Annotated in this window: 21 protein-coding genes; 9 read left to right on the top strand and 12 right to left on the bottom strand. The window is 71.9% G+C overall.

Translation table 11 applies throughout. The features are described from left to right. Positions 1-8 precede the first annotated feature (8 nt). The gene (locus tag AB5J49_RS20870) at positions 9-1,268 is read left to right on the top strand and encodes an acyl-CoA dehydrogenase family protein (protein ID WP_369170133.1); all 1,260 of its coding nucleotides are present in this window, start codon (positions 9-11) and stop codon (positions 1,266-1,268) included. Then, on the top strand, positions 1,265-1,738 hold the full coding sequence (locus tag AB5J49_RS20865) for a nitroreductase/quinone reductase family protein (RefSeq protein WP_369170132.1): 474 nt from the start codon (positions 1,265-1,267) through the stop codon (positions 1,736-1,738). Before AB5J49_RS20870 ends, AB5J49_RS20865 begins: the two co-directional genes overlap by 4 nt. Here the strand turns inward: AB5J49_RS20865 and AB5J49_RS20860 are convergent. Continuing rightward, positions 1,733-2,356 carry a LysE family translocator gene (locus AB5J49_RS20860; protein WP_369170131.1) on the bottom strand — a complete coding sequence of 208 codons (624 nt, stop codon included), beginning with the start codon at positions 2,354-2,356 and terminating at the stop codon, positions 1,733-1,735. The two genes, AB5J49_RS20865 and AB5J49_RS20860, sit on opposite strands and share 6 nt — an antisense overlap. Positions 2,357-2,438: 82 nt before the next feature. Between AB5J49_RS20860 and AB5J49_RS20855 the strand changes: the two genes are divergently transcribed. After that, positions 2,439-2,891, top strand: a complete 453-nt coding sequence (locus tag AB5J49_RS20855) for an Lrp/AsnC family transcriptional regulator (RefSeq protein WP_369170130.1) — start codon at positions 2,439-2,441, stop codon at positions 2,889-2,891. Positions 2,892-3,034: 143 nt separating this feature from the next. Here the strand turns inward: AB5J49_RS20855 and AB5J49_RS20850 are convergent, their stop codons facing one another. After that, entirely contained in the window at positions 3,035-3,682 is a 648-nt protein-coding gene (locus AB5J49_RS20850; RefSeq protein ID WP_274240022.1) for a TetR family transcriptional regulator, read from the bottom strand. A 122-nt stretch (positions 3,683-3,804) separates the two neighbouring features. On the opposite strand from AB5J49_RS20850, the gene AB5J49_RS20845 reads away from it, so the two are divergent. From AB5J49_RS20845 to AB5J49_RS20835, 3 genes are all read left to right on the top strand, one after another. Beyond that, positions 3,805-4,575 (top strand): VOC family protein, encoded by a 771-nt coding sequence (locus AB5J49_RS20845; protein ID WP_369170129.1) that lies wholly within the window; start codon positions 3,805-3,807, stop codon positions 4,573-4,575. Between the two features lie 226 nt (positions 4,576-4,801). Next, complete coding sequence (locus AB5J49_RS20840; protein WP_369170128.1) at positions 4,802-7,171, top strand: PQQ-binding-like beta-propeller repeat protein; 2,370 nt, start codon at positions 4,802-4,804, stop codon at positions 7,169-7,171. A 235-nt stretch (positions 7,172-7,406) separates the two neighbouring features. Further along, the gene (locus AB5J49_RS20835; RefSeq protein WP_369170127.1) at positions 7,407-7,913 is read left to right on the top strand and encodes a hypothetical protein; all 507 of its coding nucleotides are present in this window, start codon (positions 7,407-7,409) and stop codon (positions 7,911-7,913) included. A gap of 1 nt (position 7,914) precedes the next feature. Here the strand turns inward: AB5J49_RS20835 and AB5J49_RS20830 are convergent, their stop codons facing one another. Genes AB5J49_RS20830 through AB5J49_RS20820 form a run of 3 tightly spaced genes read right to left on the bottom strand, consistent with a single transcriptional unit; the run spans position 7,915 to position 10,253 of the window. Beyond that, positions 7,915-8,685: an enoyl-CoA hydratase/isomerase family protein gene (locus AB5J49_RS20830; protein ID WP_369170126.1), complete on the bottom strand. Its 771-nt coding sequence runs from the start codon at positions 8,683-8,685 to the stop codon at positions 7,915-7,917. Next, positions 8,682-9,098 (bottom strand): Zn-ribbon domain-containing OB-fold protein, encoded by a 417-nt coding sequence (locus AB5J49_RS20825; RefSeq protein ID WP_369170125.1) that lies wholly within the window; start codon positions 9,096-9,098, stop codon positions 8,682-8,684. Before AB5J49_RS20825 ends, AB5J49_RS20830 begins: the two co-directional genes overlap by 4 nt. Positions 9,099-9,104: 6 nt before the next feature. Then, on the bottom strand, positions 9,105-10,253 hold the full coding sequence (locus tag AB5J49_RS20820) for a lipid-transfer protein (protein ID WP_369170124.1): 1,149 nt from the start codon (positions 10,251-10,253) through the stop codon (positions 9,105-9,107). Positions 10,254-10,359: 106 nt separating this feature from the next. Here AB5J49_RS20820 and AB5J49_RS20815 point away from each other — a divergent pair, with 106 nt between their 5' ends. After that, positions 10,360-11,907, top strand: coding sequence for a FadD3 family acyl-CoA ligase (locus tag AB5J49_RS20815; protein WP_369170123.1), 1,548 nt, complete (start codon positions 10,360-10,362; stop codon positions 11,905-11,907). Between the two features lie 222 nt (positions 11,908-12,129). Continuing rightward, complete coding sequence (locus tag AB5J49_RS20810) at positions 12,130-15,207, top strand: S8 family serine peptidase (RefSeq protein ID WP_369170122.1); 3,078 nt, start codon at positions 12,130-12,132, stop codon at positions 15,205-15,207. A gap of 6 nt (positions 15,208-15,213) precedes the next feature. Here the strand turns inward: AB5J49_RS20810 and AB5J49_RS20805 are convergent, their stop codons facing one another. From AB5J49_RS20805 to AB5J49_RS20775, 7 genes are all read right to left on the bottom strand, one after another. Continuing rightward, complete coding sequence (locus AB5J49_RS20805; protein WP_369170121.1) at positions 15,214-15,318, bottom strand: DUF397 domain-containing protein; 105 nt, start codon at positions 15,316-15,318, stop codon at positions 15,214-15,216. Further along, positions 15,305-15,802, bottom strand: a complete 498-nt coding sequence (locus AB5J49_RS20800) for an O-antigen ligase family protein (RefSeq protein WP_369170120.1) — start codon at positions 15,800-15,802, stop codon at positions 15,305-15,307. Before AB5J49_RS20800 ends, AB5J49_RS20805 begins: the two co-directional genes overlap by 14 nt. Positions 15,803-15,805: 3 nt before the next feature. Continuing rightward, positions 15,806-15,997: a hypothetical protein gene (locus AB5J49_RS20795; RefSeq protein ID WP_369170119.1), complete on the bottom strand. Its 192-nt coding sequence runs from the start codon at positions 15,995-15,997 to the stop codon at positions 15,806-15,808. Next, positions 15,964-16,464, bottom strand: coding sequence for a hypothetical protein (locus AB5J49_RS20790; RefSeq protein WP_369170118.1), 501 nt, complete (start codon positions 16,462-16,464; stop codon positions 15,964-15,966). Before AB5J49_RS20790 ends, AB5J49_RS20795 begins: the two co-directional genes overlap by 34 nt. A gap of 301 nt (positions 16,465-16,765) precedes the next feature. Continuing rightward, positions 16,766-17,815, bottom strand: a complete 1,050-nt coding sequence (locus AB5J49_RS20785) for an endonuclease domain-containing protein (protein WP_369170117.1) — start codon at positions 17,813-17,815, stop codon at positions 16,766-16,768. A gap of 278 nt (positions 17,816-18,093) precedes the next feature. Beyond that, a complete protein-coding gene (locus tag AB5J49_RS20780; protein ID WP_369170116.1) occupies positions 18,094-18,270 on the bottom strand; it encodes a hypothetical protein in 177 nt (58 codons plus the stop codon). Positions 18,271-18,476: 206 nt separating this feature from the next. Then, a complete protein-coding gene (locus tag AB5J49_RS20775) occupies positions 18,477-21,440 on the bottom strand; it encodes a BTAD domain-containing putative transcriptional regulator (RefSeq protein ID WP_369170115.1) in 2,964 nt (987 codons plus the stop codon). A 186-nt stretch (positions 21,441-21,626) separates the two neighbouring features. Between AB5J49_RS20775 and AB5J49_RS20770 the strand changes: the two genes are divergently transcribed. Next, entirely contained in the window at positions 21,627-22,865 is a 1,239-nt protein-coding gene (locus AB5J49_RS20770) for an amidohydrolase family protein (protein WP_369170114.1), read from the top strand. Positions 22,866-22,896: the final 31 nt, after the last annotated feature.

The following is a 22,896-nucleotide window of genomic DNA, read 5'->3' as shown; positions in this document are numbered from 1 at the left end:
GAAGAGCCATGGACGCCAGCTTCACCCCCGAGCAGGACGAGATCCGCCGCACCCTCCGCGAGCTGCTCCACAGCCGCTGCGGCCCCCGGGAGCTGCGCGCGGCCCTCGAAACCCCCGCCGGACACGACCCCGCCCTGTGGACGGCCCTCGCCGAACAGCTCGGCCTGCCCGGGCTCGCCCTTCCCGAGGCGTACGGCGGTGTCGGCTGCTCGGCGACCGAACTCGCCCTGGCCGGCGAGGAGACGGGCCGGGCGCTGGCACCCTCCCCGCTGCTGGCCACCGCCGTCCTCGCCGCACCGCTGATCACCGCCTTCGGGACCGAGGCCCAGCGCGCCGACCTGCTGCCCCGCATCGCCGCCGGCACGCTCACCGCCGCCCTCGCCGTACCCGGCACCGCCCTCGCCACCGCCCTCGGGCTCACGGGCACGGGCGACGGCGACTGGGCCGGTGGTGGGCGGGCCGGGGGCGTGCAGGCGCGGCGGGCGGAGGGCGGCTGGCGGCTGTACGGGCAGGTCGACCAGGTGCTGGACGGGCACAGCGCGGGGCTCCTCGTGGTCGCCGCGCACGCCGGGGGGTTCGCCCGGTCGCGGACGCTGCTGTTCCTGGTGCCGGGGGACGCCGCCGGGGTCGTACGGGCGCGGCAGACCGCGCTGGACGCCACGCGGCCGCAGGGGCGGGTGCAACTGCGGGACGTGGCGGCCGAGTTGCTGGGGGAGGAGGGCGCGGATGCGCTGGGTGCCCTCGCCGGGGCGGGGGACACGGTCGCCGCCGTCCTCGCCTGCGAGGCCGTGGGGGCCGCCGACCGGGTGCTGGAGCGGACCGTGGAGTACGTAGGGCAGCGGGAGCAGTTCGGGCGGGCGATCGGATCCTTCCAGGCGGTGAAGCACCGGCTGGCGGACGTGTACGTGGCGGTGCAGGCGGCGCGGTCGGCGGCCTATTACACAGCCTGGGCTGCAACGCCCCCAAGGGGCGCGGGGAACCGCGCGACCAGCCACGACGCACCCGCAGACGCCCGACAACACATCGCGGCACCCCCAGAGGCGCGCCTCGCCCTCGCACAGTCGCTGGAAGCGCTCCGCACCGCCTCCGCCGAAGGCATCCAGCTGCACGGCGGCATCGGTTTCACCTGGGAGCACGAGGCCCACCTGTACTTCAAGCGGGCCGCGGGCGACGAGCTGCTCTTCGGGCCGGTGCACCGGCTGCGGGCGCACGCCGCCGAGGCGGCGCGGCTCTTTTGGACCTCCGAAGCGCGGGAGGTGGCGGTGTGATCGGCGTGCGCGTGGTGCAGAAGGTGTCCTCGACGCGGGGCTTCGCCAAGGTCGCCCCCCATCTGATCCCCGCGCTCGACCGGGCCGTCCACCGGCTCACCCGCGGGAGAGTGCTGCTCAGCGCCCAGATGCTGCCGGGCGTGATCCTCACCGCGACCGGCGCGCGCAGTGGGCTCTCCCGCCGTACGCCGCTCGCCTGCATGCCCGAGGAGGGCGGCCGCAGCTGGATCCTCGTCGGCTCCAACTTCGGCCGCGCCGGCCACCCCGCCTGGACCGCGAACCTGCTGGCCCGTCCGGACGCCGAGGTCAGCTGGAAGGGCCGGGACATCCCCGTCACGGCCCGGCTGCTGGAGGGCGAGGAGCGGGCCGCCGCCTGGAAGGCGGTGCTGGCGTTCTGGCCGCCGTACGCGACGTATCAGGCGCGGGTGGAGCGGGAGATCCGGCTCTTCAGGATCGTCCGCAGGTCATAGCGTCGCCAGGCGCTGGACGAGGAGGAACGCGCCGATGCCCAGCATCGCCGCCCCGGACGTGCGGGTGACCGCCCGCGCCGCCGCCGGTCGGGCGCCGAGGACCGCGCGGGCCGCGAGGCCCACCGTCAGATAGACGGCGGCGCAGCACGCCATGTGGAGCAGGCCGAGTACGGCGGTCTGGGCGGGGACCGGCAAGTGGTCGCCCCTGGTCACCAGGAACTGCGGCAGCACGGACAGGTAGAGCAGCAGGCCCTTGGGGTTCAGGCCGCTGATCGTGGCACCGCGCAGAAAGGCCCGGGCCGGGTTCGTGGCCACGGTCTCCTCGGCCGCCCCCGGCGTGCCCGGCCGGCGCAGCACGCTCCAGCCCAGCCACACCAGATACGCGGCCCCGGCGACCGTCAGCGCGGTCAGCAGCCCCGGCTCGCTCGCCACCAGCACCGCCAGGCCCGCCACCGCGAGGACCGTGTGCAGCGCGTACCCGGCGACCAGGCCGGTCACCGCCGTCACCGGCGAGCGCTCGCGCAGCCCGGCGGAGATCGCGTACGCCCAGTCGGCGCCCGGTACGCAGACGAGCAGCAGGTCGATGGCGAGGAAGGAAATGAGCAGTCCGGAGTCCATGGTGGCGACATTAGGTGGGAATGGCCCGAAAGTGTTGTCGAAGTTTTCCCGTGACCAGCGGTTATGAGGGAAGATCTGCCTCATGGACGACGTGGATAGAAAGATTCTTGCCGAGCTTCAGCAGGACGGGCGGCTGACCGTGACCGAGCTGGCCGCTCGGGTGCGGCTCAGCGTCTCGCCGTGCCACCGGCGGCTGCGGGAGCTGGAGCGGGCCGGCGCCATCAGCGGCTACCGGGCCGTCGTTGACCCGGCCGCCGTCGGGCTGAACTTCGAGGCGCTGGTCTTCGTCTCCATGCGCCAGGAGGACCGGGCCACCGTCGCCGAGTTCGAGCGGGCCATCGGCGAGGTGGAGGAGGTGCTGGAGGCGCAGCGGCTGTTCGGGGAGCCGGACTATCTGCTGCGCATCGTCGCCGCCGACCTCGCCGCCTACCAGCGGCTGTACGACGAGCGGCTGGCGACGCTGCCGGGGGTGCAGCGGCTGACGTCGACGCTGGTGATGAAGCACGTGGTGAGGGACCGGCCGTTGCCGGCCTGACGCAGGACGCAGGACGCAGGACGCAGGACGCAGGACGAAGACGCAGGACGCTGGAAGGCGCAGCGGGCGGCGGTTCACCTGTGTGAACCACCGCCCGCGAGACAGGACTTGGGGTCGGGAAAAGGAGCGTCGGGCGCCCGGCGTTACTTCGTCGGCTTCTTGCCGGTCACGCCCAGGTGGACCAACAGGGCGAGGTTCGGCTTGAGTTCAGCCTGCTTGACACCCCACGTCTGGAAGCCCTTCTGGTGCGAGGCCACCGCCGCGAGCATCGCGACGATCGAACCCGCGACCGCGGCCGGGTTGACGTCCTTGTCGACCTTGCCCTTGGCCTGCAGCTGAGTGACCGCTTCCGACAGGGAGTTGTTGACGGAGTTCAGGATCTTCATGCGGATCTTGTAGAAGCGTTTGTCGCCCTCGGACGCGCCGAGGTCGACCACGCGGAGGATCGCGTCGTTCTTCCGCCAGAACTCCAGGAATCCGTCGACGAGTTCCTGGGCCGTCTGCCAGCCGGCCTTGCCGACCCAGCTGCGGCCCTCCACGAGCTCGGTCAACCCGGCTCCCTCGGCCGCCATTTGCTCGGCGATCTCCAGGACGGCGCCCTCGACGTCCGGGAAGTACTGGTAGAAGGTCGCGGGTGAAGTGCCCGCCTTCCGGGCGACATCGATGACTTTGACGTCCCGGTAGGGGGAGGAGCTGAGCATCTCGCTGAGGCAGTCGAGCAGCTTCTGCCGGGTCGCCTGCCCACGCCGGCCGGCCACGCGGCCGTCGACGGTACGCACTTGTCCTGTCATGTCGTCAGCTTACCGAGGCGTGATCGGGGCGCGATTCGGCCGACTGCAAATGGGGTGCACGAGGATGCGGAGGCTGGTGTGCCTGGTCTGCGCGGTGCGTGAGACGCCGTTACTTTGGCCGCATGGCCGAAAACAGGGCATCCGCAGACGGAACGGCGTACCCGGAGGGCGTTCCGTGCTGGGTGGACGCGCAGCTCCCCGACGTGGAGGCGGGCAAGCGGTTCTACGGTGAGCTCTTCGGGTGGGACTTCGAGGAGGCGTACGACACCACCGTGCTCGCCCGGCTGGACGGCGAGCCCGTCGCCTCGCTCTCGCGCAAGACGGACGGGCGGATGCCCACCGTGTGGACGGTGTTCTTCGCCACCCCGGACGCGGCAGCGCTGGCAAGGCGGATCCGTGAGGCCGGGGGACAGGTGGTCACCGCGCCCGTGGAGGTGGGGGAGGGCCTCGGGACGGCCGCGCTGGTCACCGACCCCGACGGCGCCGTCTTCGGGCTCTGGCAGGCCGGCGAGCACACGGGCTTCGGGCGGCGGCACGAGGTCGGCAGCTTCGGCTGGGCGGAGCTGTACGCCCGGGACACCGAGGTCGCCAACGACTTCTACGGCGGGCTCTTCGCCGACGCCCTGTTCGGGCCCGACGCCAAGCCGGACTTCGGGCGGGCGGCCGTCGAGGAGGTCTTTCCGGCGATGATGCCGCCCCACTTCGTCGTCCACTTCCGGGTGGAGAACTGCGAGGCCGTCCTCGCCACGGTGACCGGGCTCGGCGGGCGGGTGCAGGTGCCGCCCTTCGAGACGTCGTACGGAACGGTCGCCGTGGTCACCGACAATCAGGGGGCGTCCTTCGCGCTGCTGGAACGCGCACCGCTGGCCCGCCGAGGAGCGCCGGAAGTCTGACCGCACTCTTACCTCCGGCGTCCCAACATGCGAACCGGAGCTTTCCGTCGGGCGCCGGAGTGTGGTTTTGTCCCAAGACACCCCGTTCCGCCCTTGGGTTCGCAACCACGCCCCAGGACAGGAAGAATCAGGGTGCGTGCCGCCAAGGCGGTGCGGTGGTGAGACGCTGCACGGGGTCGCGTGAACATGTCGGTGGCGCGGCTCGTACGGGGAGGTGGCAGGCAGAGTGGTGGATCAGCTGACGCAGCACGATCCGCGCAGGATCGGGCCGTTCGAGGTGCTCGGACGGCTGGGTGCCGGTGGCATGGGGCTGGTCTATCTCGCGCGATCGGCGTCCGGCCGGCGCGTGGCGATCAAGACGGTCCGTACGGAGCTCGCCGAGGACCAGCTGTTCCGTGTCCGCTTCACGCGTGAGGTGGAAGCGGCCCGGGCGGTCTCCGGCTTCTACACGGCGGCCGTCGTCGACGCCGACCCGCGCGCGGCCGTGCCGTGGCTGGCCACCGCGTACGTCCCCGCGCCCTCCCTCGAAGAGATAGTGAACGAGTGCGGGCCGCTCCCGGCCCAGGCGGTGCGCTGGCTGGCGGCGGGGGTCGCGGAAGCCCTGCAGTCCATCCACGGCGCCGGTCTCGTCCACCGCGACCTCAAGCCGTCGAACGTGCTCGTGGTCGAGGACGGCCCCAGGGTCATCGACTTCGGTATCGCATCCGGCGTCTCGAACACGCGTTTGACGATGACGAACGTCGCGGTCGGTACGCCCGCCTACATGTCGCCCGAACAGGCGAAGGACTCCCGCAGCGTGACCGGCGCGAGCGACGTCTTCTCGCTCGGCTCGATGCTGGTGTTCGCCGCCACCGGACACCCGCCCTTCCACGGCGCCAACCCGGTCGAGACCGTCTTCATGCTGCTCCGCGAGGGCCCGGACCTCGAAGGCCTCCCGGACGAGCTGCGCCCGCTCATCGAGTCGTGTATGCAGATGGAGGCGACGGCCCGCCCCAACCCCGCCGATCTCCAGGCCCAGTTGGCCCCCCACCTCTTCGGCTCCGGCTCCGACGACAGCGGTACGGCGTCGGCGTGGCTGCCCGAGCGTGCGGTGAGCCTGATCGAGTCGCGGCGCGGCGGCCGCCCGGCGGTGAAGCCGTCGACGTCCTCCGGTCGCAGCGGCGGCCGCATCGCCCCCGCCCCGGTCCCTCCGCCGCCCCCGCACGACCCGGTGGTCCCGGGCCCGCAGCCGGCGCCCGTCCCGGTCGGCGCCCCCGACACCGGCCCGGTGCGCCTGGCCGGCGCCGCGGTGCCCATCGGCCCCGGCCCCCGCGTCGCCGACGCCCGCGCCGCCGCCGTGAAGGCGCCCCCTCCGGAGGCCGGCCTCGTCGCCTCCTGGTCGAGACCCCACCCCGGCGTCAACGGCACGGACCCCGCCGTGGGCCCCGCCGTACCGGCACCGCCGCCCGTGCCCCCGGAGACGGCGGCAGGCTGGCGCCCCTGGCGTTTTCGCATGTCGAACGACGTCTGGGGGACACCCTCCGTCGCCGACGACCTCGTCTACGTCACCTCCTTCGAGGTCCATGCTCTCGACGTGGCCACCGGCCGCCGCCGCTTCAAGACGCGGGACGTGGCCTGGTCGATGGCGGTCGCGGACGGCCGGATCCACGCCTCCGACGGGCCCACCCTCTTCGCCCTGGACTGCCGCGAGGGCGCGGACCTGTGGCGCCTGCAGACGGACGCCTGGGTGTACTCCCTCAAGGCCGAGCGGGGCACGGTCGTCACCGGCACCCGCGGCGGCGGCGTCCAGGCCTGGGAGGCCTCGAACGGCCAGAAGCTGTGGGAGATCACCGGGGCGCAGACCGACTTCGAGTCCCCGGAGGCGGGCCCCGTGCTGTGCGACGGCACGGTGTACGTCTGGAAGGACGCCCGCCTGCGGGCCCTGGACGCCCGCACGGGCGACGAGCGCTGGTCGTACCCCATCGGCGACGCCGCCTCCTGCGGCGGGGTGCCGGTGCGGGTGGCGCAGGCCCAGGACGGCTATGTGTACGTGTCGGCGGGCACGCGCGTGCTGGCGATCGACGTGGCGAGCGGTCACGTCCGCTGGCACTTCGAGGCCCCGGCGGTCTTCCTGTGCCCGCCGGCCTTCGTGCCGGGCCCGGCGGTGACGGGCGGCGGCGTGTACCTGGCCGACTACCTCGGCACGGTCTACGCCCTGGACGCCACCGACGGCCGCGACCGCTGGCGCATCGCCACCGAGGCCCGGTCCTCGCTGGAGCCGGTCCTGGTGGCCGCGGGCCATGTCCACGTCGGCAGCGGCAAGGGCCTGTACACGCTGGACGCGGTCACCGGGACGCCGAAGTGGCGCTTCCAGGCGGGCGGCGACATCGTGGGCGCACCCGCGGTGGCGGAGGGCCGTATCCACTTCGGCTCCACGGACCACCTGCTCTACACCCTGAAGGCCGACGACGGCCGCCTGAGGTGGAAGCTCGCCACCGGCGGCGAGATCACCGGCTCGCCCGTGGTGAAGGACGGCGTCGTGTACGCGTGCAGCAAGGACCGGTGCGTGTACGCGCTGGACGCGGAGAAGGGCACCGGGACGGCCAGAACGGCCTAGGACATGCCCGGTGACGGCCGTCGTGCGGTTGCACGGAAGGGGGCCGGACGGCGCCCGTCACCGGGGTGAAGCGGGTTCGCGGCCTGCTGAGGCTTTCTTCACCGCTCTTACACGAGACGCTACGCCGGGTAAGCGATTGTTGCCATGCAGCCACTGCTAGCGTGACGTGCTCACGATCAGTACAACGGGGTTGCACAACATTTTTCGGGGGTTGAACAACGTGAAGCTTCGCCATGTGCGCGCTGTGGCCGTGTCCGTCTGCGTGGTGGTCGCCCTGACCGGAGCCCGGCGCTCCCACGGCGGCGGGTGCGACGACAACTCGAGCTCCCACGGCTCGTCGAGCAGTTCGGGCGGCTACTCGAGCGGCAGCACCCACTACGACGACGATGACGACGACTACTCGTCCTCGACCGGCGGCTCGGGCGGCAGCAGCGCGACCCCGACCGCCGAGGCCACCCAGGACGTGACGATCCAGAGCTGCGTGTTCGACGAGAGCCGGGGCATCGTCGCCCGCGTCGAGGCCACCAACACCAGCAGCATCACGACGTACACCTACGAGTTCGGTGTCACCTTCAAGGACTCCGGCGGCGCCCCCGTACGCACCAGCGCGTCCACCATCGCGTACGTCTCGCCCGACACCACTCAGACGCTGGACGTGACCGCCTCCTACCTGCCGGGCACCGGGGACAGCACGAGCGGCGTCACCTGCACGCTGGGCGACGTGACGCGCACGGCGGAGTAGCTCACCGGACCCTGTGGTCGCGGCGCCGCGCCCGGAACAGCTCGCCCTGCCGCTCGCCCGGCAGGTTCCCGAGCGCGATCAGGTGCGGCGCCTGGGCGAAGGCGTGGGCGAGCGCGGCCTCCCTGGCCGCCCACAGCGCCCGCACGGTCCCCTGCACGCCCCGCGCCGGATACCCGGCGATGACGGCGGCACAGTCGACGGCGGCCGCCAACGCCCCGCCGGGCTCGGTGAGTTCCGAGACCAGCCCGATCTCGTGGGCCCGCCGCGCGGACAGTCTCTCCGCGCTCCCCATGAGCGCCATCCGCGCGACCTCCCCGTGCGGCATGCGCAGCGCCATGAGCATCGACTCGTAGGCGCTGACCATGCCGTAGGTGGTGTGCGGGTCGAAGAAGGCGGCGGTCGGGTCGGCGACGACGAAGTCCGCCTCCCCGAGAAGGTAGAAGGCGCCCCCGCAGGCCATGCCCCGCACGGCGGCGACGACCGGTTTCCACAGGTCGTTGGCCTTGGGCCCGACCCGCAGCAGCGGATCGTCCATCATGTACGGCGAGTCGGGCTGCGCAACGACGACATCCCGGTCAAGGCCCGTGCAGAAGGCCCGCTCCCCGGCGCCGGTGAGCACGACGGCACGGACGCCGTCGTCGAACCTCAACTCCCGCCAGGCCGCGACGAGTTCGTCCCGCATCCCGAGGTCGATGGCGTTGAGCCGCTCGGGCCGGTCGAGGGTGACGACGGCGACGCCGGTGTCCTTGTCGGCCGTGACGGTGAGGCTCATGGGCGCTCCAGGACCCACCGGGGCAGGCCGGTGCCGCCGAAGACGGCGTGGACCTTGGCACCGATGCGGATCCGGTCCGGGGCCAGGGAGTCGAGGGGTGCGTCGGGGCCGGTGACGAGGTTGCCGACCAGGCGGATGCGGGGTGCGTCGGTGAGTTCGACGACGACGACGTTGTACGGCGCCTGCTCGGCGTAGTCGGGCAGGAGGGGCGGGTGCGGGACGACGTACGACCAGATGCGGCCCTGACCGGAGGTCCTGATCCACTCGCTTGCGAAGGACTGGCAGTGCGGGCAGCAGGGGCGGGGCGGGAAGCGGGGTTCGCGGCAGTCGGCGCAGGTCTGGACGCGGAGTTCGCCCTGGGCGGCGTAGCGCCAGAAGGGGGCGCCGTCGGGGTCGGTGACGGGGGAGAGCATCCTTGGTCAACTCCTCAGGAGCAGCGCGGAGGTGGGGACGCCTTCGCCGGCGGTGACGAGACAGGTGGCGGCGCCGGGGACTTGGGCGGTGCTGGTGCCGCGGAGCTGCTTGACGCCCTCGTTGATGAGGTTGAAGCCGTGGACGTACGCCTCACTGAGCCCGCCGCCCCCGGTGTTGAGGGGCAGCAGACCGCCGATCTCCAGGGCGCCCCCTTCCGTGAACGCCCCGCCCTCCCCCCTCCCGCAGAACCCGTACCCCTCCAGCGACAGCGGTATGAGGGCCGTGAACGCGTCGTAGATCTGGGCGACGTCCACATCCTGTGGAGTGAAGTCGGCGTGCTTCCACAGATGCCGGGCGGCGGTCCAGGCGGGGCCGGTGAGCGGGTCGTCGTTCCAGTAGTTGACCATGCCGTGGTGCTGGGCGGGCAGGCCCTGGGCGGCGGAGTGGACGTAGACGGGGGTGTGCCGGCAGTCCCGCGCGCGCTCCCGGCTGACGATCACGCACGCGAGGGCCCCGTCCGTCTCCAGGCAGTTGTCGAAGAGGCAGAGGGGCTCGCTGATCCACCGGGAGGTCATGTACATCTCGCGGGTCAGGGGCCGTTCGTACATCACCGCGGCGGGATTCTGGTTGGCCCTGTTCCGGCAGGCGAGGGCCACGTTGAACAGATGGTCCCGCGTCGCGCCGTACTCGTGCATGTAGCGGCGGGCGAGCATGGCGATCTCGTCGACGGGCCGCAGGAGGCCGTACGGCCGTGTCCACTGGGCGGGGGTGGGCAGTTGGGCGGCGGTGTTCCGCCAGGGCCGGGGCCCGCTGCCGCGCTTGCGTGACCGCCAGGCGACGCCGACCGTCGCCTGCCCGGTGGCGATGGCGGAGGCGAGATGCGCGACCGTGGCACACGAACCGCCGCCGCCGTACCCGACCTTGCTGAAGAAGGTGAGGTCCCCGAACCCGACGGCTTTCGCCAGCTCGACCTCGTCGGTCTCCTCCATGGTGTAACTGGCGAGCGCGTCGACCTCGCCCGGGGCTATTCCGGCGTCGTCGAGGGCGTCGAGGACGGCCCGGCAGGCGAGGGTCTTCTCGTCCTCGGGAAGGTGTTTGGCGAACGGCGTCTGTCCTATGCCGACGATGGCGGTCGCGTCCTTGAGTCCGGCCATGTGCACACCTCCGCGCTGCGGACGGGCTGCTGACAGGCCGTCAGGTTACAGCTAATCTGACGGGTAGTCAGCTGTGTGCCGGTCGCCGAGTTCGGGGAGGCCCATCGTGGAGTGGCAGAGCATCCCGGAGCTGGTCCGACGGGCGGCCGAGCGGTACGCGGACACCGAGGCGGTGGTGGAGGGACGGACCCGGATCTCGTACGGCGAACTCGGCGCCCGCGTCGAACGGTCGACGGCCGCCTGCCTGGCGAACGGCATCGAGCCCGGCGACCGGGTCGGCATCTGGGCGCCCAACACGCTGGACTGGATCGTGGCCGCACTCGGCGCGGTGTCGGCGGGGGCGGTGCTGGTGCCGGTGAACACGCGGTTCAAGGGCACGGAGGCCGCGGACGTGCTGCGCCGCAGCGGGGCCCGTCTGCTCTTCGTGACCGGCACCTTCCTGGGCACCTCGTACGTGGCGTCGCTGCGCAGGGCGGTCGCTCAGGGGCCGGCGCTGCCGGAGCTGCGGCAGGTGGTCGTGCTGTCGGACGACGCCCCGGCGGACTTCCGTACCTGGAAGGACTTCCTGGCGAGCGGCGACGGGGTGGGCGAGGCGGAGGTGCGGGCGCGCGCGGGGGCCGTGGAGGGCTCCTGGTCCTCGGACATCGTCTTCACGTCCGGTACGACGGGCCGCCCGAAGGGCGCGGTGATCACCCACGCGCAGACGCTGCGGGCCTACGAGGCGTGGAGCGACCTGGCGGGCCTGCGGCAGGGCGACCGCTATCTGATCGTGAACCCCTTCTTCCACACCTTCGGCTACAAGGCCGGGGTGATCGCCTGCCTGATGCGGGGCGCGACCATGATCCCCCAGCCGGTGTTCAACGTCGGCACGGCCCTGGCGAACATCGCGGCGGAACGCGTGTCGGTGCTGCCGGGCCCGCCGACACTGCACCAGTCGCTCCTCGACCACCCGGCCAGGGCGTCGTACGACCTCTGCGCGCTGCGGCTGGTGGTGACCGGCGCGGCGGTGGTGCCGTTGCGGCTGGTGGAACGCCTGCGCGGGGAGCTGGGCGTGGAGACGGTCCTGACGGCGTACGGCCTGTCGGAGGCCAGCGGCATCGTGACGATGTGCCGGCGCGGCGACGATCCGACGGTGATCGCCTCGACGTCCGGGCGGGCGATACCGGGCACGGAGGTCCGGGTCGAGGCCCCGCCCGGCGAGCCCGGCGAGGTCCTGGTGCGGGGCTTCAACGTCATGCGGGGCTACTACGAGGACGAGGCGGCCACCGCGGAGGTGCTGACGGAGGACGGCTGGCTGCGGACGGGGGATGTGGGCGTCCTGGACGAGGCGGGAAACCTGCGGATCACCGACCGGATCAAGGACATGTTCATCGTCGGCGGCTTCAACGCGTACCCGGCGGAGATCGAGCAGTTGCTCGGCCTGCATCCCGACGTCGCGGACGTGGCGGTGATCGGCGTACCGGACGCGCGGCTGGGCGAGGTCGGCAAGGCGTACGTGGTGCGGCGGGCGGGTGCGGTGCTGACCGGGGACGACCTGATCGCCTGGGCGCGGCGGGAGATGGCCAACTACAAGGTGCCGCGGGTGGTGGAGTTCGTGGGGGAGTTGCCGCGGAATGCCGGCGGGAAGGTGGTCAAGGGGGAGTTGAGGGCTTAGGTCGGCTTTATCTCCGTGAAACGATTGTGAAGACAAGCTGACAATTAACCTTTCAACGTTCTCGAATGCCCGGGTTTCTGTGAGATTGGCGGCAGGGGAAGCAACTCATGCCAAGCCGACCACTTTGGAACCAAGTTGACCCACCGTCACATAGGTCCGAGACTCCTCGCCGCGGTGCTCGTACCTCTCCTTTCCGGGGCTCTCGTCGTCACGGGGACAGCGATGTCGGCACACGCCGGCACCGAGAACCGCAGTGCCACCACCGGCACTTACGTGGTGAAGCTGACCGACGCCCCGGTCGCCGCGTACGAGGGCGGCCTGCGCGGCCTGAAGCGGACCATGCCTGCTTCCGGGAAGCGTCTCGACACCGCCTCGTCCGCGTCCAGGGAGTACGTGAGCCGTCTGGACGCCCGCAGGGACCGGGTGCTGGACGCTGTCCCGGGCGCCAGGAAGCTCTACGACTACGACTACACGTTCAGCGGTTTCGCCGCGAAGCTCACGGCCGGACAGGCAGCCGAGTTGGCCCGGACGCCGGGTGTGGTGTCGGTGACGAAGTCCGCCGTCACCAGGCCGGAGCCCGCACCCGCACCCGCTCTCGCGCCCGCACCCGGACCCGCCTCCGCGCCCGAACCGGCCCCGGCACCCGGACCCGCCCCCGAGGCGGACAGCGGGCGAGCCGCCGTCGGCAAGGGGACCGCACCGAGGTCCTCCGCGTCCGGCCGCGCCGAGGCCGCCCCGGCGTCCCCGCCCGACATCCCCCGTTTCCTCGGCCTGTCCGGCAAGAAGGGCCTCTGGTCGAAGCTGGGCGGTCCGCGGCACGCCGGTGAGGGCATGATCGTCGGCGTCATCGATCCCTTCGACCCGAAGAACCCGATGCTGGCCGCGCTGCCGGAGCCGCGCCCCGACGCGGCGGTCATCGCCAAGAAGTGGCACGGCACCTGCGACAAGGGCGACCCCCGCGACCCCGCCCACCAGGTCACCTGCAACAACAAGGTGATCGGCGCCGCCTACTTCCGCGCCGAGCTGGCCGACCCCCAGCCGGTCGACGTGCCCTCGCCCCTCGACATGCACAGCCACGGCACCCACATCGGCACCACGATCGCCGGCGACTACGACACCCCCGTGTCGATCCCCGGCACCAACGTCCGCGGCAGGCTCAGCGGGCTGGCCCCGCAGGCCCGGCTGGCCTTCTACAAGACGTGCTGGAGCTCCGGCTGCGGCGAGGCGGACAACCTGGCCGCGATCGACCGTGCCGTGGCCGACGGCGTGGACGTCATCAGCTTCTCCATCGGCGGCGGACTGACCGGTCCGGCGAACCGGGAGGCCATGTTCAACGCCGCGAAGGCCGGCGTGTTCGTCGCCGCCGGGGCCGGCAACGACGGCCCGGACACGGTGGAGAACACCTCGCCCTGGGTCACCACGGTCGCCGCGGAGAGCCACGACACGGACTACCAGGCGACGTTGGTCCTCGGCAACGGGCGGCGCATCACCGGCCCCGCCTTCAGCGAGGGCGTCCCGAAGGCCCCGCTGGTCTATGCCGCGAACGCAGCCCTTCCGGGCGCCGAGGAGGCCGCGCACTGCGCGCCGCACGCACTCGACCCGGACCGGGTGAGAGGCAAGATCGTCATCTGCGACCGGGGCGGCAGCGCCGCGTTCGAGTACCAGGACAGGCTGGACGAGCTGAAGAAGGCCGGTGCGGTGGCCATGGTCCTGGCCAACACCCCCACCAGCTCCCAGGACGTCTTCGCCGAGCCGGCTTTCCCCACGTTCGTGCTGGGTCCGCGGGACGGAAAGGCCGTCAAGGACTACGCCGCCGTCAAGGGGGCCACCGCACGCTTCACCGCCACCGTCAGCACCCGCGTCGAGGCCCCTTCCGTCGCCCCCTTCTCCTCCTCGGGCCCCGACCCGGCCTCCGGCGGCGACCTGCTCAAGCCCGACATCGCCGCACCGGGGCAGCTGATCGCCGCGGGCACCGTGCCCGGTGGCGTCGCCGGGTACAAGGGGTCGTTCGGCTTCTGGGAGGGCACGTCGATGGCGACCCCGCACATCGCCGGCCTCGCCACGCTGCTGAAGCAGCTGCATCCCGGCTGGTCGCCGATGGAGATCAAGTCGGCGCTGATGACCACGGCCACGACGGCCGACAACGAGGGCAGGCCGATCGCCCGGCAGACCGACACCGCGGGCAAGACGGTTCTCGCGACACCGCTCGACTACGGTGCCGGCTCGCCCCGGGCCACCCGGGCCGCTGATCCCGGCCTGGTCTACGACTCGACCTCCGCGGACTGGACGGCGTACCTCTGCGCGGTGGGCGTCGAGCCGCCGACGGCGGGCGCCTGCGCGACAGCCCCGCAGACCGACCCCAGCGACCTCAACTACCCGACCATCTCCGTCGGTGACGTCTTCATCCGGCAGACGGTGACCCGCACGGTCACCAACGTCTCCTCGCAGACGGCCACCTATCGGGCCGCGCTCCGGACCCCGCCGGGCTTCAGGGCCGAGGTCACCCCGAGGACGCTGACCGTGGCGCCGGGCGCGAAAGCGACGTACAAGGTCGCCTTCACCCGCACCGACGCCGCCTACGGCTCCTGGCGGTTCGGCACCCTCACCTGGAGCGACGCCCACAGCGCCCACCGGGTCAAAAGCCAGATCTCCCTGCGGGCCGCGCGTCTCGACGCACCGGACGAGGTGCCGGTGACCGGTGGGAAGACAAGGGTCGCGCTCTCCACGCGCATCGGCTGGACAGGAACGCTGACGGCCACGACCACGGGCCTGTACGCCGGGGAGAAGCACACCGGCACGCTCACGGGCGTGGACAAGGAGGGCCACGCCGCGTCGCCGCCGAGCGAGTCGGGGGCGATCAAGAAGGTCCGCGTCCACGTACCGCGGGACACCCGGCTCGCCCGGGTGGCGGTCTTCTCCTCCGACCACCTCCGCGGCAGTGACCTCGACCTGTTCGTGTACGACAAGGACGGCAAGCAGGTCAGCCCGAGCCCGGTGGAGGGCTCGGACGAACACGCCGACCTGCCTCCGGGCGACTACGACGCCTACGTCGTCCAGTACGCCCTCCCCGAAGGCACCCGCAGCCAGCGGTTCACCTTGTGGACCTGGCAGCTGGGCAAGTCCGCCCCCGACGTCCCCGCCACCGTCACCCCCGCCTCCCAGCAGGTCGGCACCGACAACCGCGCCCGGGTCACGGTGACCTGGCAGGGCGCGGAAGAGGGCCGCAGGTACCTCGGCCTCGTCGAGTACGGCGACGGTTCGACGGGCGTGGGCCACACGGCGCTGACGGTCACGCCGTAGTCGCGGTCAGCCCTTCACGGAGGTGAGGAAGGCGGCCCAGGACGGTGCCCGGAAGAGCAGTACGGGGCTGTCCTGGGCCTTCTTCGCGGCGATCGGGTCATGCCCCCGCACCGACGCGCTGCGGTCCGTGCCGGGGTCGCCTGAGCTGAGTGGGGAGGGGCGCGGGCGAGGCTTCCTCGGTACGGCGCCAGGTGGCCGGCGCCTCGGCCATGACGAGCGCGAGGGCGTACCACAGGAGGGTGTCGATCCGGTCGAGGTTCGCCGGGTGGTCCATCATGCTCATCAGCGAGAAGCCGGTGAGGGCGGCCAGCCCGACGGTTCCGATCACCGACTCCGCGCGGGCGGCGCGGGCCGCGGCGGACAGGGCGATCACGGCTACGGCGGTGATGGCGAGGAACGCGAGCGGGCCGGCCTCCACCAGCCAGTTGAGCCACAGGTTATGGGCGTGGACGAAGGTCCGGTCGCCGGTCGCGGTGGCGGATATGGCGGCGCCGGAGCGGCCGAGCCCGACGCCCAGGGGGTTGTCGGCGGCCAGGGAGAGCGCCGCCTGCCAGGCCTGACCGCGCACCCCCAGCGAGTTCCCGGCCCGGGACACGGCTCAGATGGCGCCGGCCGCGGCGAGCAGGGCGAGCGTGCCGAGGGCGACGAACAGCCGGCGCCGCGCGCGGTCGGCGATCCTGGGCGCCAGCCAGTAGGCGCCGCCGAGCACGAGCAGCCCGGCGGCACCGGCGACGTACCCGGCGCGCGAGAAGGTGGTCAGCAGGGCGCCGTACCCGACGACCACGAGCACGACGACGGCCGTACGGGCCGTGCGCTCGTCCACGCACACGGCGGCGAGCAGCGCGAACGGCAGCAGCAGGACCAGGAAGGCGCGGCCAGCAGGTTCGGGTTGGCGAAGGTCCCGGTGGCGCGGATGAGGATGCCGTCGCCGCCGGCGTCGCAGGCGACGTCGGTGAGCAGGCCGGTGCGGCAGAAGCCGGTCGGGGTCTCGTTGGTCACCTGGGAGAAGGCACTGGTGGCGGCCACCGCGACGCCGGCCGGCGCGATGATGCCGATCGCCCGCCACGACTCGGGCTGCGTGCGGCGCACGCCGACGACCAGGTAGTAGCAGCCGATGACGGTCAGGAGCCCGCGCAGCGGCGCCGTAGGATGCCCGCCGCCGTACGTCGCCGAGGCCGCGGCCGCGACCAGCAGCCCGGCGGGCGGATCCAGCCGCGTGCGGAAGTCCCGCAACCGCGCCCGCGCCCGTCCCGGCACGGGGATATGAGGGCCGACAGGCCGAGCAGCAGGGCGAGTCGGGTCGGCGTCACGATCCCGAGGACCGACTCGACGGGGGAACAGAGCGCAGAGACCGGCGAACGCGCTTCTCCTCCCTTGGGAGGGGCGGGGAGGGAAGGGGCGGGGCGGGCCTGAGCGGGCCTGAGAGGCCTTGATCGGCAGAAGAGTCCCATTGATGTGGCCGATCGCGCGGGCGTATCGGCCTGTCGCTGGCACGAATCTGCCAATCCTCGGGTTCTCCGCCTTGGAAGCGCTCCCCGTGCGGCAGGGGGGCGACGGCCTACGGTGGTGTGAAAGTGCCGGGAGGGTCGATATGAGGCGAGCGCGCTGCCGCGGCACGCAGGGCGGCACGAACCTCGCGGATCATCGTCGCGGGCCGATGGAAGACGTCCTCCGCCGTGTAGCGCAACACACTGCGCACCTGAGGACATTGGGTGAGCTGATTGAAGCGAGCGACGTCCCGGCGGTGGGCGTCACGGGTGCCGTGATAGGCGTACCCCTCGATCTCGATTGCCAGCCCCTCTGCCCGGAAGAGGAAGTCGAGGTAGCGGCGACGGCCGTCGGGCGGGTGGACCTCGACCTGAGTCTCGGGTCGCAGCCCGGCGTCATGCATACGCAGGCGGGCGATGGTCTCTGCCGGTGATCCGGAACGGGGGTCGAGGAGGCCCAGCCAGCCCCGGGCCCTGGCGACACCGAGAAGCGGGGTCTCCAGCGCGACGGCGAGGGAGGCCGGGGCAATGAGCGGGGGGCGGCGTGCCAGGCCCACCCTGCGGTAGGTGAGTGCGGACTCCACCGCGACGAGCGCGTTGTCCCTCGGGCCGGCTCGGAGGAGGTCGGCGAGGGTACGAGGCACCTCGGTGACGCGCAGCCCCGACCGCTCGACGACTTCGAGCTCCGGCAGGGGGATGCGGTGGACCCGTACCCCTGCGAAGCCCTGCCGGGCACTGAGGCCGGGGTCGGTGAATTCCAGGTGGTGCGAGGGGTGTGATGGGCGCGAAGGGTGTGATGGGCGCGAAGGCTGTGATGGGTGTGATGGGTGCGAAGGGGGCGATGGGTGCGAAGGGGCCTCGCCGAGCGTCTCGATCTGCCAGAGCCGAGCGGCCGAGCCGTGACTCACGACCAGGTGCGGCCTGACCGACTGGGCGGCCTTAAGCCGTACGACGAGGTCGACTTCCCTCCCCGGCTCAGCCCAGGCTCCGCCCTGGACCCGGTACCACCCCTCCGAGCGCAGCCGCCGGAAAAGCGACGCCCGAGGCCACCCGGCTTCCAACGCCCGCGAGATCAGCAGCACGCCGCCCTCGACGAGCAGCTTCAAGTCCGTGCGTTCCACGCCCCTACTGTCCCGAACCCAGACCAACCCCGCCGAGCATGTGGATAACTCGACGTCGGGGCCCACGGGCAGGGCCAAGGAAGCCGGAGATAGGCAGATGCGTCCCGCCTCAGCCGCCGTTTCGCGGGCAACCGCGCCATGTGCGTGGGACAGATCCGCCTATCGCCTTCTCTGCGATCGAGCCAGGGACCGGCGAGCGGCCGGCACTTGGGACACGTCGGCCGCGGCGGCTCCCCTCCGCGCCGCCGCGGCCGATCCCCGTGTGGAGGAAGGTCTGGTCAGGCCGGCTCGTCGGTGGCGTGAGTGTTGTCGGTGGTGGCCTCGCCGGTGTCCTTCTCGGCAGCCAGGGTGCTCGTGTTGAGAGGTTCACCGGTGGCGTGCGTGTTCAGCGTGGTCACCTCGGTTGCGTCGGTGCCCGGCGCCGCGGCCGCAGTGCTCTTCTTGTCGTTGCTCATAACTGGCTCCCCTGGCGATTTCGATGCGTAGATGAGAGAGGCCACGCCCGGCAACTCCCCCGTGGGCCGCCGGGCGTGGCACTCTCGGGCCGCTACACCTTAAAGTGCGGCCGCCGGCCGACCCGTTTGCCCCCCGACGCGACGGATCGACACGACGAGAGTGCCGTGCGGCGATAAACGAATGATGAACGTGCAGGCTTGCCGTCTCAGGCGACAGCATGAGGGTTGAGGAGAGCTCGTACTTCCTCGGCTTCCGGCGCCCCCAGCGTCTCGAAGACTTCAAGGGCTTCCTCCCAGCAGACCTGGGCTCGGCCCGTCTGTCCAATGCCACTGAGGGCACGCCCAAGCGCTGTGAGCACGTTTCCGCGCCGCCATTCACCACCGATTCCGCGGAGAACGGTCAGCGCGAGTTCTGCATTGGCTGCCGCCTGCGCCGGACGTTGGGCGACGAGGTCGACCTCGGCGAGACGGAAGAGGGTCATCCCCTCCCAGAGTCGCTGTCGGCGGTCCCGGAAGACGTCGAGGGCTTCTTTGAGACGATCAGTAGCCTGCTGGACCTGACCACTCTGGGTGAGTGCAAGGCCCAGCGCATATCGTCCGTTGGCCCCCCTCAGCGCGTGCCTCATGTCGTCATACATGGTGGTTCCCTGCTCGGCCAGGGAAACCGCGCTCGCGGTGTGCCCCATCGCGAGGTGGATCCGCGAGAGGTTGCACAGGGCACTCGCCTCGCCCGGGCGATCCTTGCACGAGCGGAAACTCTCGATGGCTCGGGTCAGGTGCGCCTCGCCGTCTTCGTGCCGGCTCTGATAGAGCGCGATGACACCGAGCATGTTGGTAGCCCAGCAACTGGCGAGGGAGTCACCTACTGCCTCCGCCAGTTCAAGGGCACCAGCAGCCTCTTGATCTGCCAACTCGAATCGGCCCGAGTAGTAGTGGCCGTTGGCCAGCGTGATCAGAGCCCGGGCTTCGGCCTGTTGATCGTCGGCAGCGTGCGCCGCGGCACGCGTGGAAGCTCCAGTTGCCTGGTATTCCTTGGAGTTGGCTCCGGACTCCGTCAGATCGATCGCCGCCCACAGCAAGTCGACCGCACGCCTCAGTTGACGGGGCGCCGTCGACTGTCGCACGCATGCGAGCACGCAAACGGCCTCCGCGTACAACCAGTCCTGAGCCGCGCGTCGATCGTCGAAACGCAGCCCTGGATACTCCGTTACCGCCAGATGATCCACCAGCCGATCCCCCGGCCGCTCGATCGCGTACACCCCCGCCGCCGTGGCCAGATAGAAGTCCAGCAACCGCGACATCGCCGCATCCCGCTCACCGGGCGGCCACTCGTCCCGCTCCGCACAGGCACGCGCGTAGAGCCGCACCAGATCGTGGTACCGGTACCGCCCGGGCGCCGCCGACTCCAGCAGCGACGTGTCGACGAGGGCCTCCAGCAGGTCCTCCGTCTCCTCCGCCGGCAGGTCCAGCACCGCCGCGGCCGCCGCCAGCGAGATGTCCGGCCCGTCCGCCAGCCCCAGCAGCCGGAACGCCCGTGCCTGGGCCGCGTCCAGCGCGCCGTACCCCAGCTCGAAGGTGGCCTTCACGGCCAGGTCGCCGGCCTGGAGCTCGTCCAGCCGGCGGCGTTCGTCCGCGAGCTTGGCGGCGAGGACCGAGACCGTCCAGGTACGGCGGGCCGCGAGCCGGGACGCCGCGATGCGGATCGCCAGCGGCAGGAAACCGCACGCCGCGACCACGTCGAGTGCCGCCTCCCGCTCGGACGCCACCCGCTCCTCGCCCACGATCTTCGTGAAGAGGGACAGTGCCTCCTCCGGGGACATCACGTCCAGGTCGACCAGATGGGCGCCCGCGAGGTCGACCATGCGGACCCGGGACGTCACCAGCGCCGCGCAGCCTTCCATGCCCGGCAGCAGCGGGCGGACCTGGGCCGCGTCCTTCGCGTTGTCCAGCAGGACCAGGACCCGGCGGCCGTCCAGCACGGACCGGTACAGCGCCGCCCGCTCCTCCAGCGAGTCCGGGATCGCCGAGTCCGGCGTGCCCAGGGCGCGCAGGAACGAGCCCAGGACCGTCTCCGGCTCCGCCGCCCGCGCGCCCGCGCCCTGGAGGTCGACGTAGAGCTGCCCGTCGGGGAAGGCGGTGCGTGCCTGGTGGGCCACATGCACCGCGAGCGTCGTCTTGCCCACGCCACCGATGCCCGCCACCGCCGACACCGCCATCACCCGGCCCTCGGCCGAGGCGAGGACCTCGCTCAGCTCCGAGACGAAGGCGGAACGGCCCGTGAAGTCGGGCACGGTCGCCGGGAGCTGGGCGGGGCGCACCCGGGCCGCCGGCGGCTCGGCCACCGTGTCCGACGGCGCCGCGAGGCCCGGGTCCGCCCGCAGGATCCGCTGCTGGAGCTCCTTCAGGCCCGGGCGAGGGTCCACACCCAGCTCGTCCGCCAGCAGGCGCCGCGTGTCCGCGTACACCGCCAGCGCCTCCGCCTGACGGCCGCTGCGGTACAGCGCGAGCATCAGCAGCTCCCGCAGCCGCTCGCGCAGGGGGTGCGCCGCGGTCAGTGCCGTCAGCTCCGAGACCGCCTCCGCGTGGCAGCCCTGCTCCAGGTCCATGTCGAGGCGGGACTCCAGCAGTTGGAGCCGCCATTCCTCCAGGCGGACCCGCTGAGCCTCCGCGTACGGCCCGGGGACCCCCGCCAGCACCTCCCCGTCCCACAGCGCCAGCGCCCGCCCCAGCGCCCCCCGCGCGTAGCTCAGATCCCCGGCGTTCCTGGCCTTCTCCCCCTCCGTGGCCAGCTCCTGCGCCGCCGCCAGGTCCAGCGCGCCCTCGGCCAGGCCCCGCACCGCGTAGCCCCCCGACTCGCTCACCAGGACCCCGGGATCCAGCACCTTGCGCAACCGGGAGGCGTACGTCCGTACCGCGGCCAGCGCCTGCGAGGGCGGCTCCTCGCCCCACAGGGCGTCGATCAGCTCGGCCGCGGTCGCCGTACGGCCCTCGCGCAGCAGCAGGGCCGCGAGCAGGGCCCGTTGCTGGGGGGAACCGGTGGGGAGCTGATCCTCGCCGCGCCAGGCGCGCACCGGGCCGAGCACGCCGAAGCGCAGCGCCGCCGCCGGCTCCGCCGTATCTGCCGAGGAGCCGGGACGCCTCTGCTCCGGCACTCGCGGTACCCCGTCCATCGCAGTCCCCCTAGGACCCGTTTACATCTCCGCCAGTTTGCCTTGTTCCGGCAGATGCGTCAGCTGTGGAGGGGCTGATCGCAGGCAGGCGCGCGGGATATCACAAGGCCCTCACGTGCTCTCCGCACAGCGGTGCCCGCTCCCGCATAGCTGACGACCCGTCAGATCAGCGCTACCGTGGCCGACATGGACACCGAGACGACGTTTCCCCTGATCATCTCCGTCGACGACCACACGGTGGAGCCGCCCACCGTCTGGCAGGACCGGCTGCCGAAGAAGCACCTCGACACCGGGCCGCGCATCGTCCGCGCCCCACTGAGGGAAATGACCTTCCTGGGCGGCCGGTTCAAGCCCGTCATGGGCCGGCCCGGCGACGACGGGCCCATCGGCGACTGGTGGGTGTACGAGGATTTGCACCGGCCGATCACCCGCCTCGACACGGCCGTCGGCTACAGCAGGGACGAGATCAAGCTCGAGGTCATCACCTACGAGCAGATGCGCCCGGGGTCCTACGACGTCCCCGCCCGCCTCGCCGACATGGACGTCAACCACGTACAGTCCGCCCTCTGCTTCCCGACCTTCCCCCGCTTCTGCGGCCAGACCTTCACCGAGGCGGCGGACCACGAACTGGGCCTGCTGTGCGTCCAGGCCTACAACGACTGGATGGTGGAGGAGTGGTGCGGGCCGGCGGCCCAGGGGCGGCTCATACCGCTCACCCTCATCCCCCTCTGGGACGCCGAACTCGCGGCCGCCGAGGTCCGCCGCAACGCCGCCCGCGGCGTCCGCGCCGTCGCCTTCTCCGAGATACCCCCGCACCTGGGCCTGCCCTCCGTCCACACCGACGACTGGGACCCCTTCCTCGCCGCCTGCGACGAGACCGGCACCGTCATCGCCATGCACATCGGCTCGTCGAGCCGCATGCCCTCCACCTCCGCCGACGCCCCGCCCGCCGTCGGCTCCACCATCACCTTCGCCAACTGCTGCTTCTCGATGGTCGACTGGCTGATGAGCGGCAAGTTCGAGCGCTTCCCGAACCTCAAGGTCATGTATGCGGAGGGCCAGATCGGCTGGATCCCGTACATCCTGGAGCGCGCGGATGTGGTGTGGGAGGAGAACCGGGGGTGGGGCGGGGTCGCCGACAAGGTGCACCGGCCGCCGTCCGAGCTGTTCGCCGACCACGTCTACGGCTGCTTCTTCGACGACGCCTTCGGGCTCAGGAACCTGGACGCGATCGGCGTCGGAAACGTCCTGTACGAGACCGACTACCCGCACTCCGACTCCACCTGGCCGAAGTCCCGCGAGGTGGGCGAGGCGCAGATGGGGCACCTGGACGCGGACGTGGTCGAGCGGATCGTACGGGGCAACGCCATCGAGCTGCTGGGGCTGACGCCACAGGGGCTGTGGGCACCGGGAGGCAGCCGCTGATCGTAAACAACCGGTCTTGAACGGAACCCCG

It is taken from the genome of Streptomyces sp. R28 (genome assembly GCF_041052385.1).
Classification (GTDB): Bacteria; Actinomycetota; Actinomycetes; order Streptomycetales; family Streptomycetaceae; genus Streptomyces.
This window is presented reverse-complemented; position numbering and strand designations above follow the sequence as displayed.

Bases quoted from the DNA above. Each gene is read 5' to 3' on its own strand.
- AB5J49_RS20780 (WP_369170116.1), bottom strand. From the start codon at position 18,270: ATGAGCAACGACAAGAAGAGCACTGCGGCCGCGGCGCCGGGCACCGAC.
- AB5J49_RS20820 (WP_369170124.1), bottom strand. From the start codon at position 10,253: ATGGCCGGACTCAAGGACGCGACCGCCATCGTCGGCATAGGACAGACG.
- AB5J49_RS20825 (WP_369170125.1), bottom strand. From the start codon at position 9,098: ATGCTCTCCCCCGTCACCGACCCCGACGGCGCCCCCTTCTGGCGCTAC.
- AB5J49_RS20775 (WP_369170115.1), bottom strand. From the start codon at position 21,440: ATGGACGGGGTACCGCGAGTGCCGGAGCAGAGGCGTCCCGGCTCCTCG.
- AB5J49_RS20855 (WP_369170130.1), top strand. From the start codon at position 2,439: ATGGACGACGTGGATAGAAAGATTCTTGCCGAGCTTCAGCAGGACGGG.
- AB5J49_RS20870 (WP_369170133.1), top strand. From the start codon at position 9: ATGGACGCCAGCTTCACCCCCGAGCAGGACGAGATCCGCCGCACCCTC.
- AB5J49_RS20850 (WP_274240022.1), bottom strand. From the start codon at position 3,682: ATGACAGGACAAGTGCGTACCGTCGACGGCCGCGTGGCCGGCCGGCGT.
- AB5J49_RS20810 (WP_369170122.1), top strand. From the start codon at position 12,130: ATGTCGGCACACGCCGGCACCGAGAACCGCAGTGCCACCACCGGCACT.
- AB5J49_RS20845 (WP_369170129.1), top strand. From the start codon at position 3,805: ATGGCCGAAAACAGGGCATCCGCAGACGGAACGGCGTACCCGGAGGGC.
- AB5J49_RS20830 (WP_369170126.1), bottom strand. From the start codon at position 8,685: ATGAGCCTCACCGTCACGGCCGACAAGGACACCGGCGTCGCCGTCGTC.
- AB5J49_RS20770 (WP_369170114.1), top strand. From the start codon at position 21,627: ATGGACACCGAGACGACGTTTCCCCTGATCATCTCCGTCGACGACCAC.
- AB5J49_RS20860 (WP_369170131.1), bottom strand. From the start codon at position 2,356: ATGGACTCCGGACTGCTCATTTCCTTCCTCGCCATCGACCTGCTGCTC.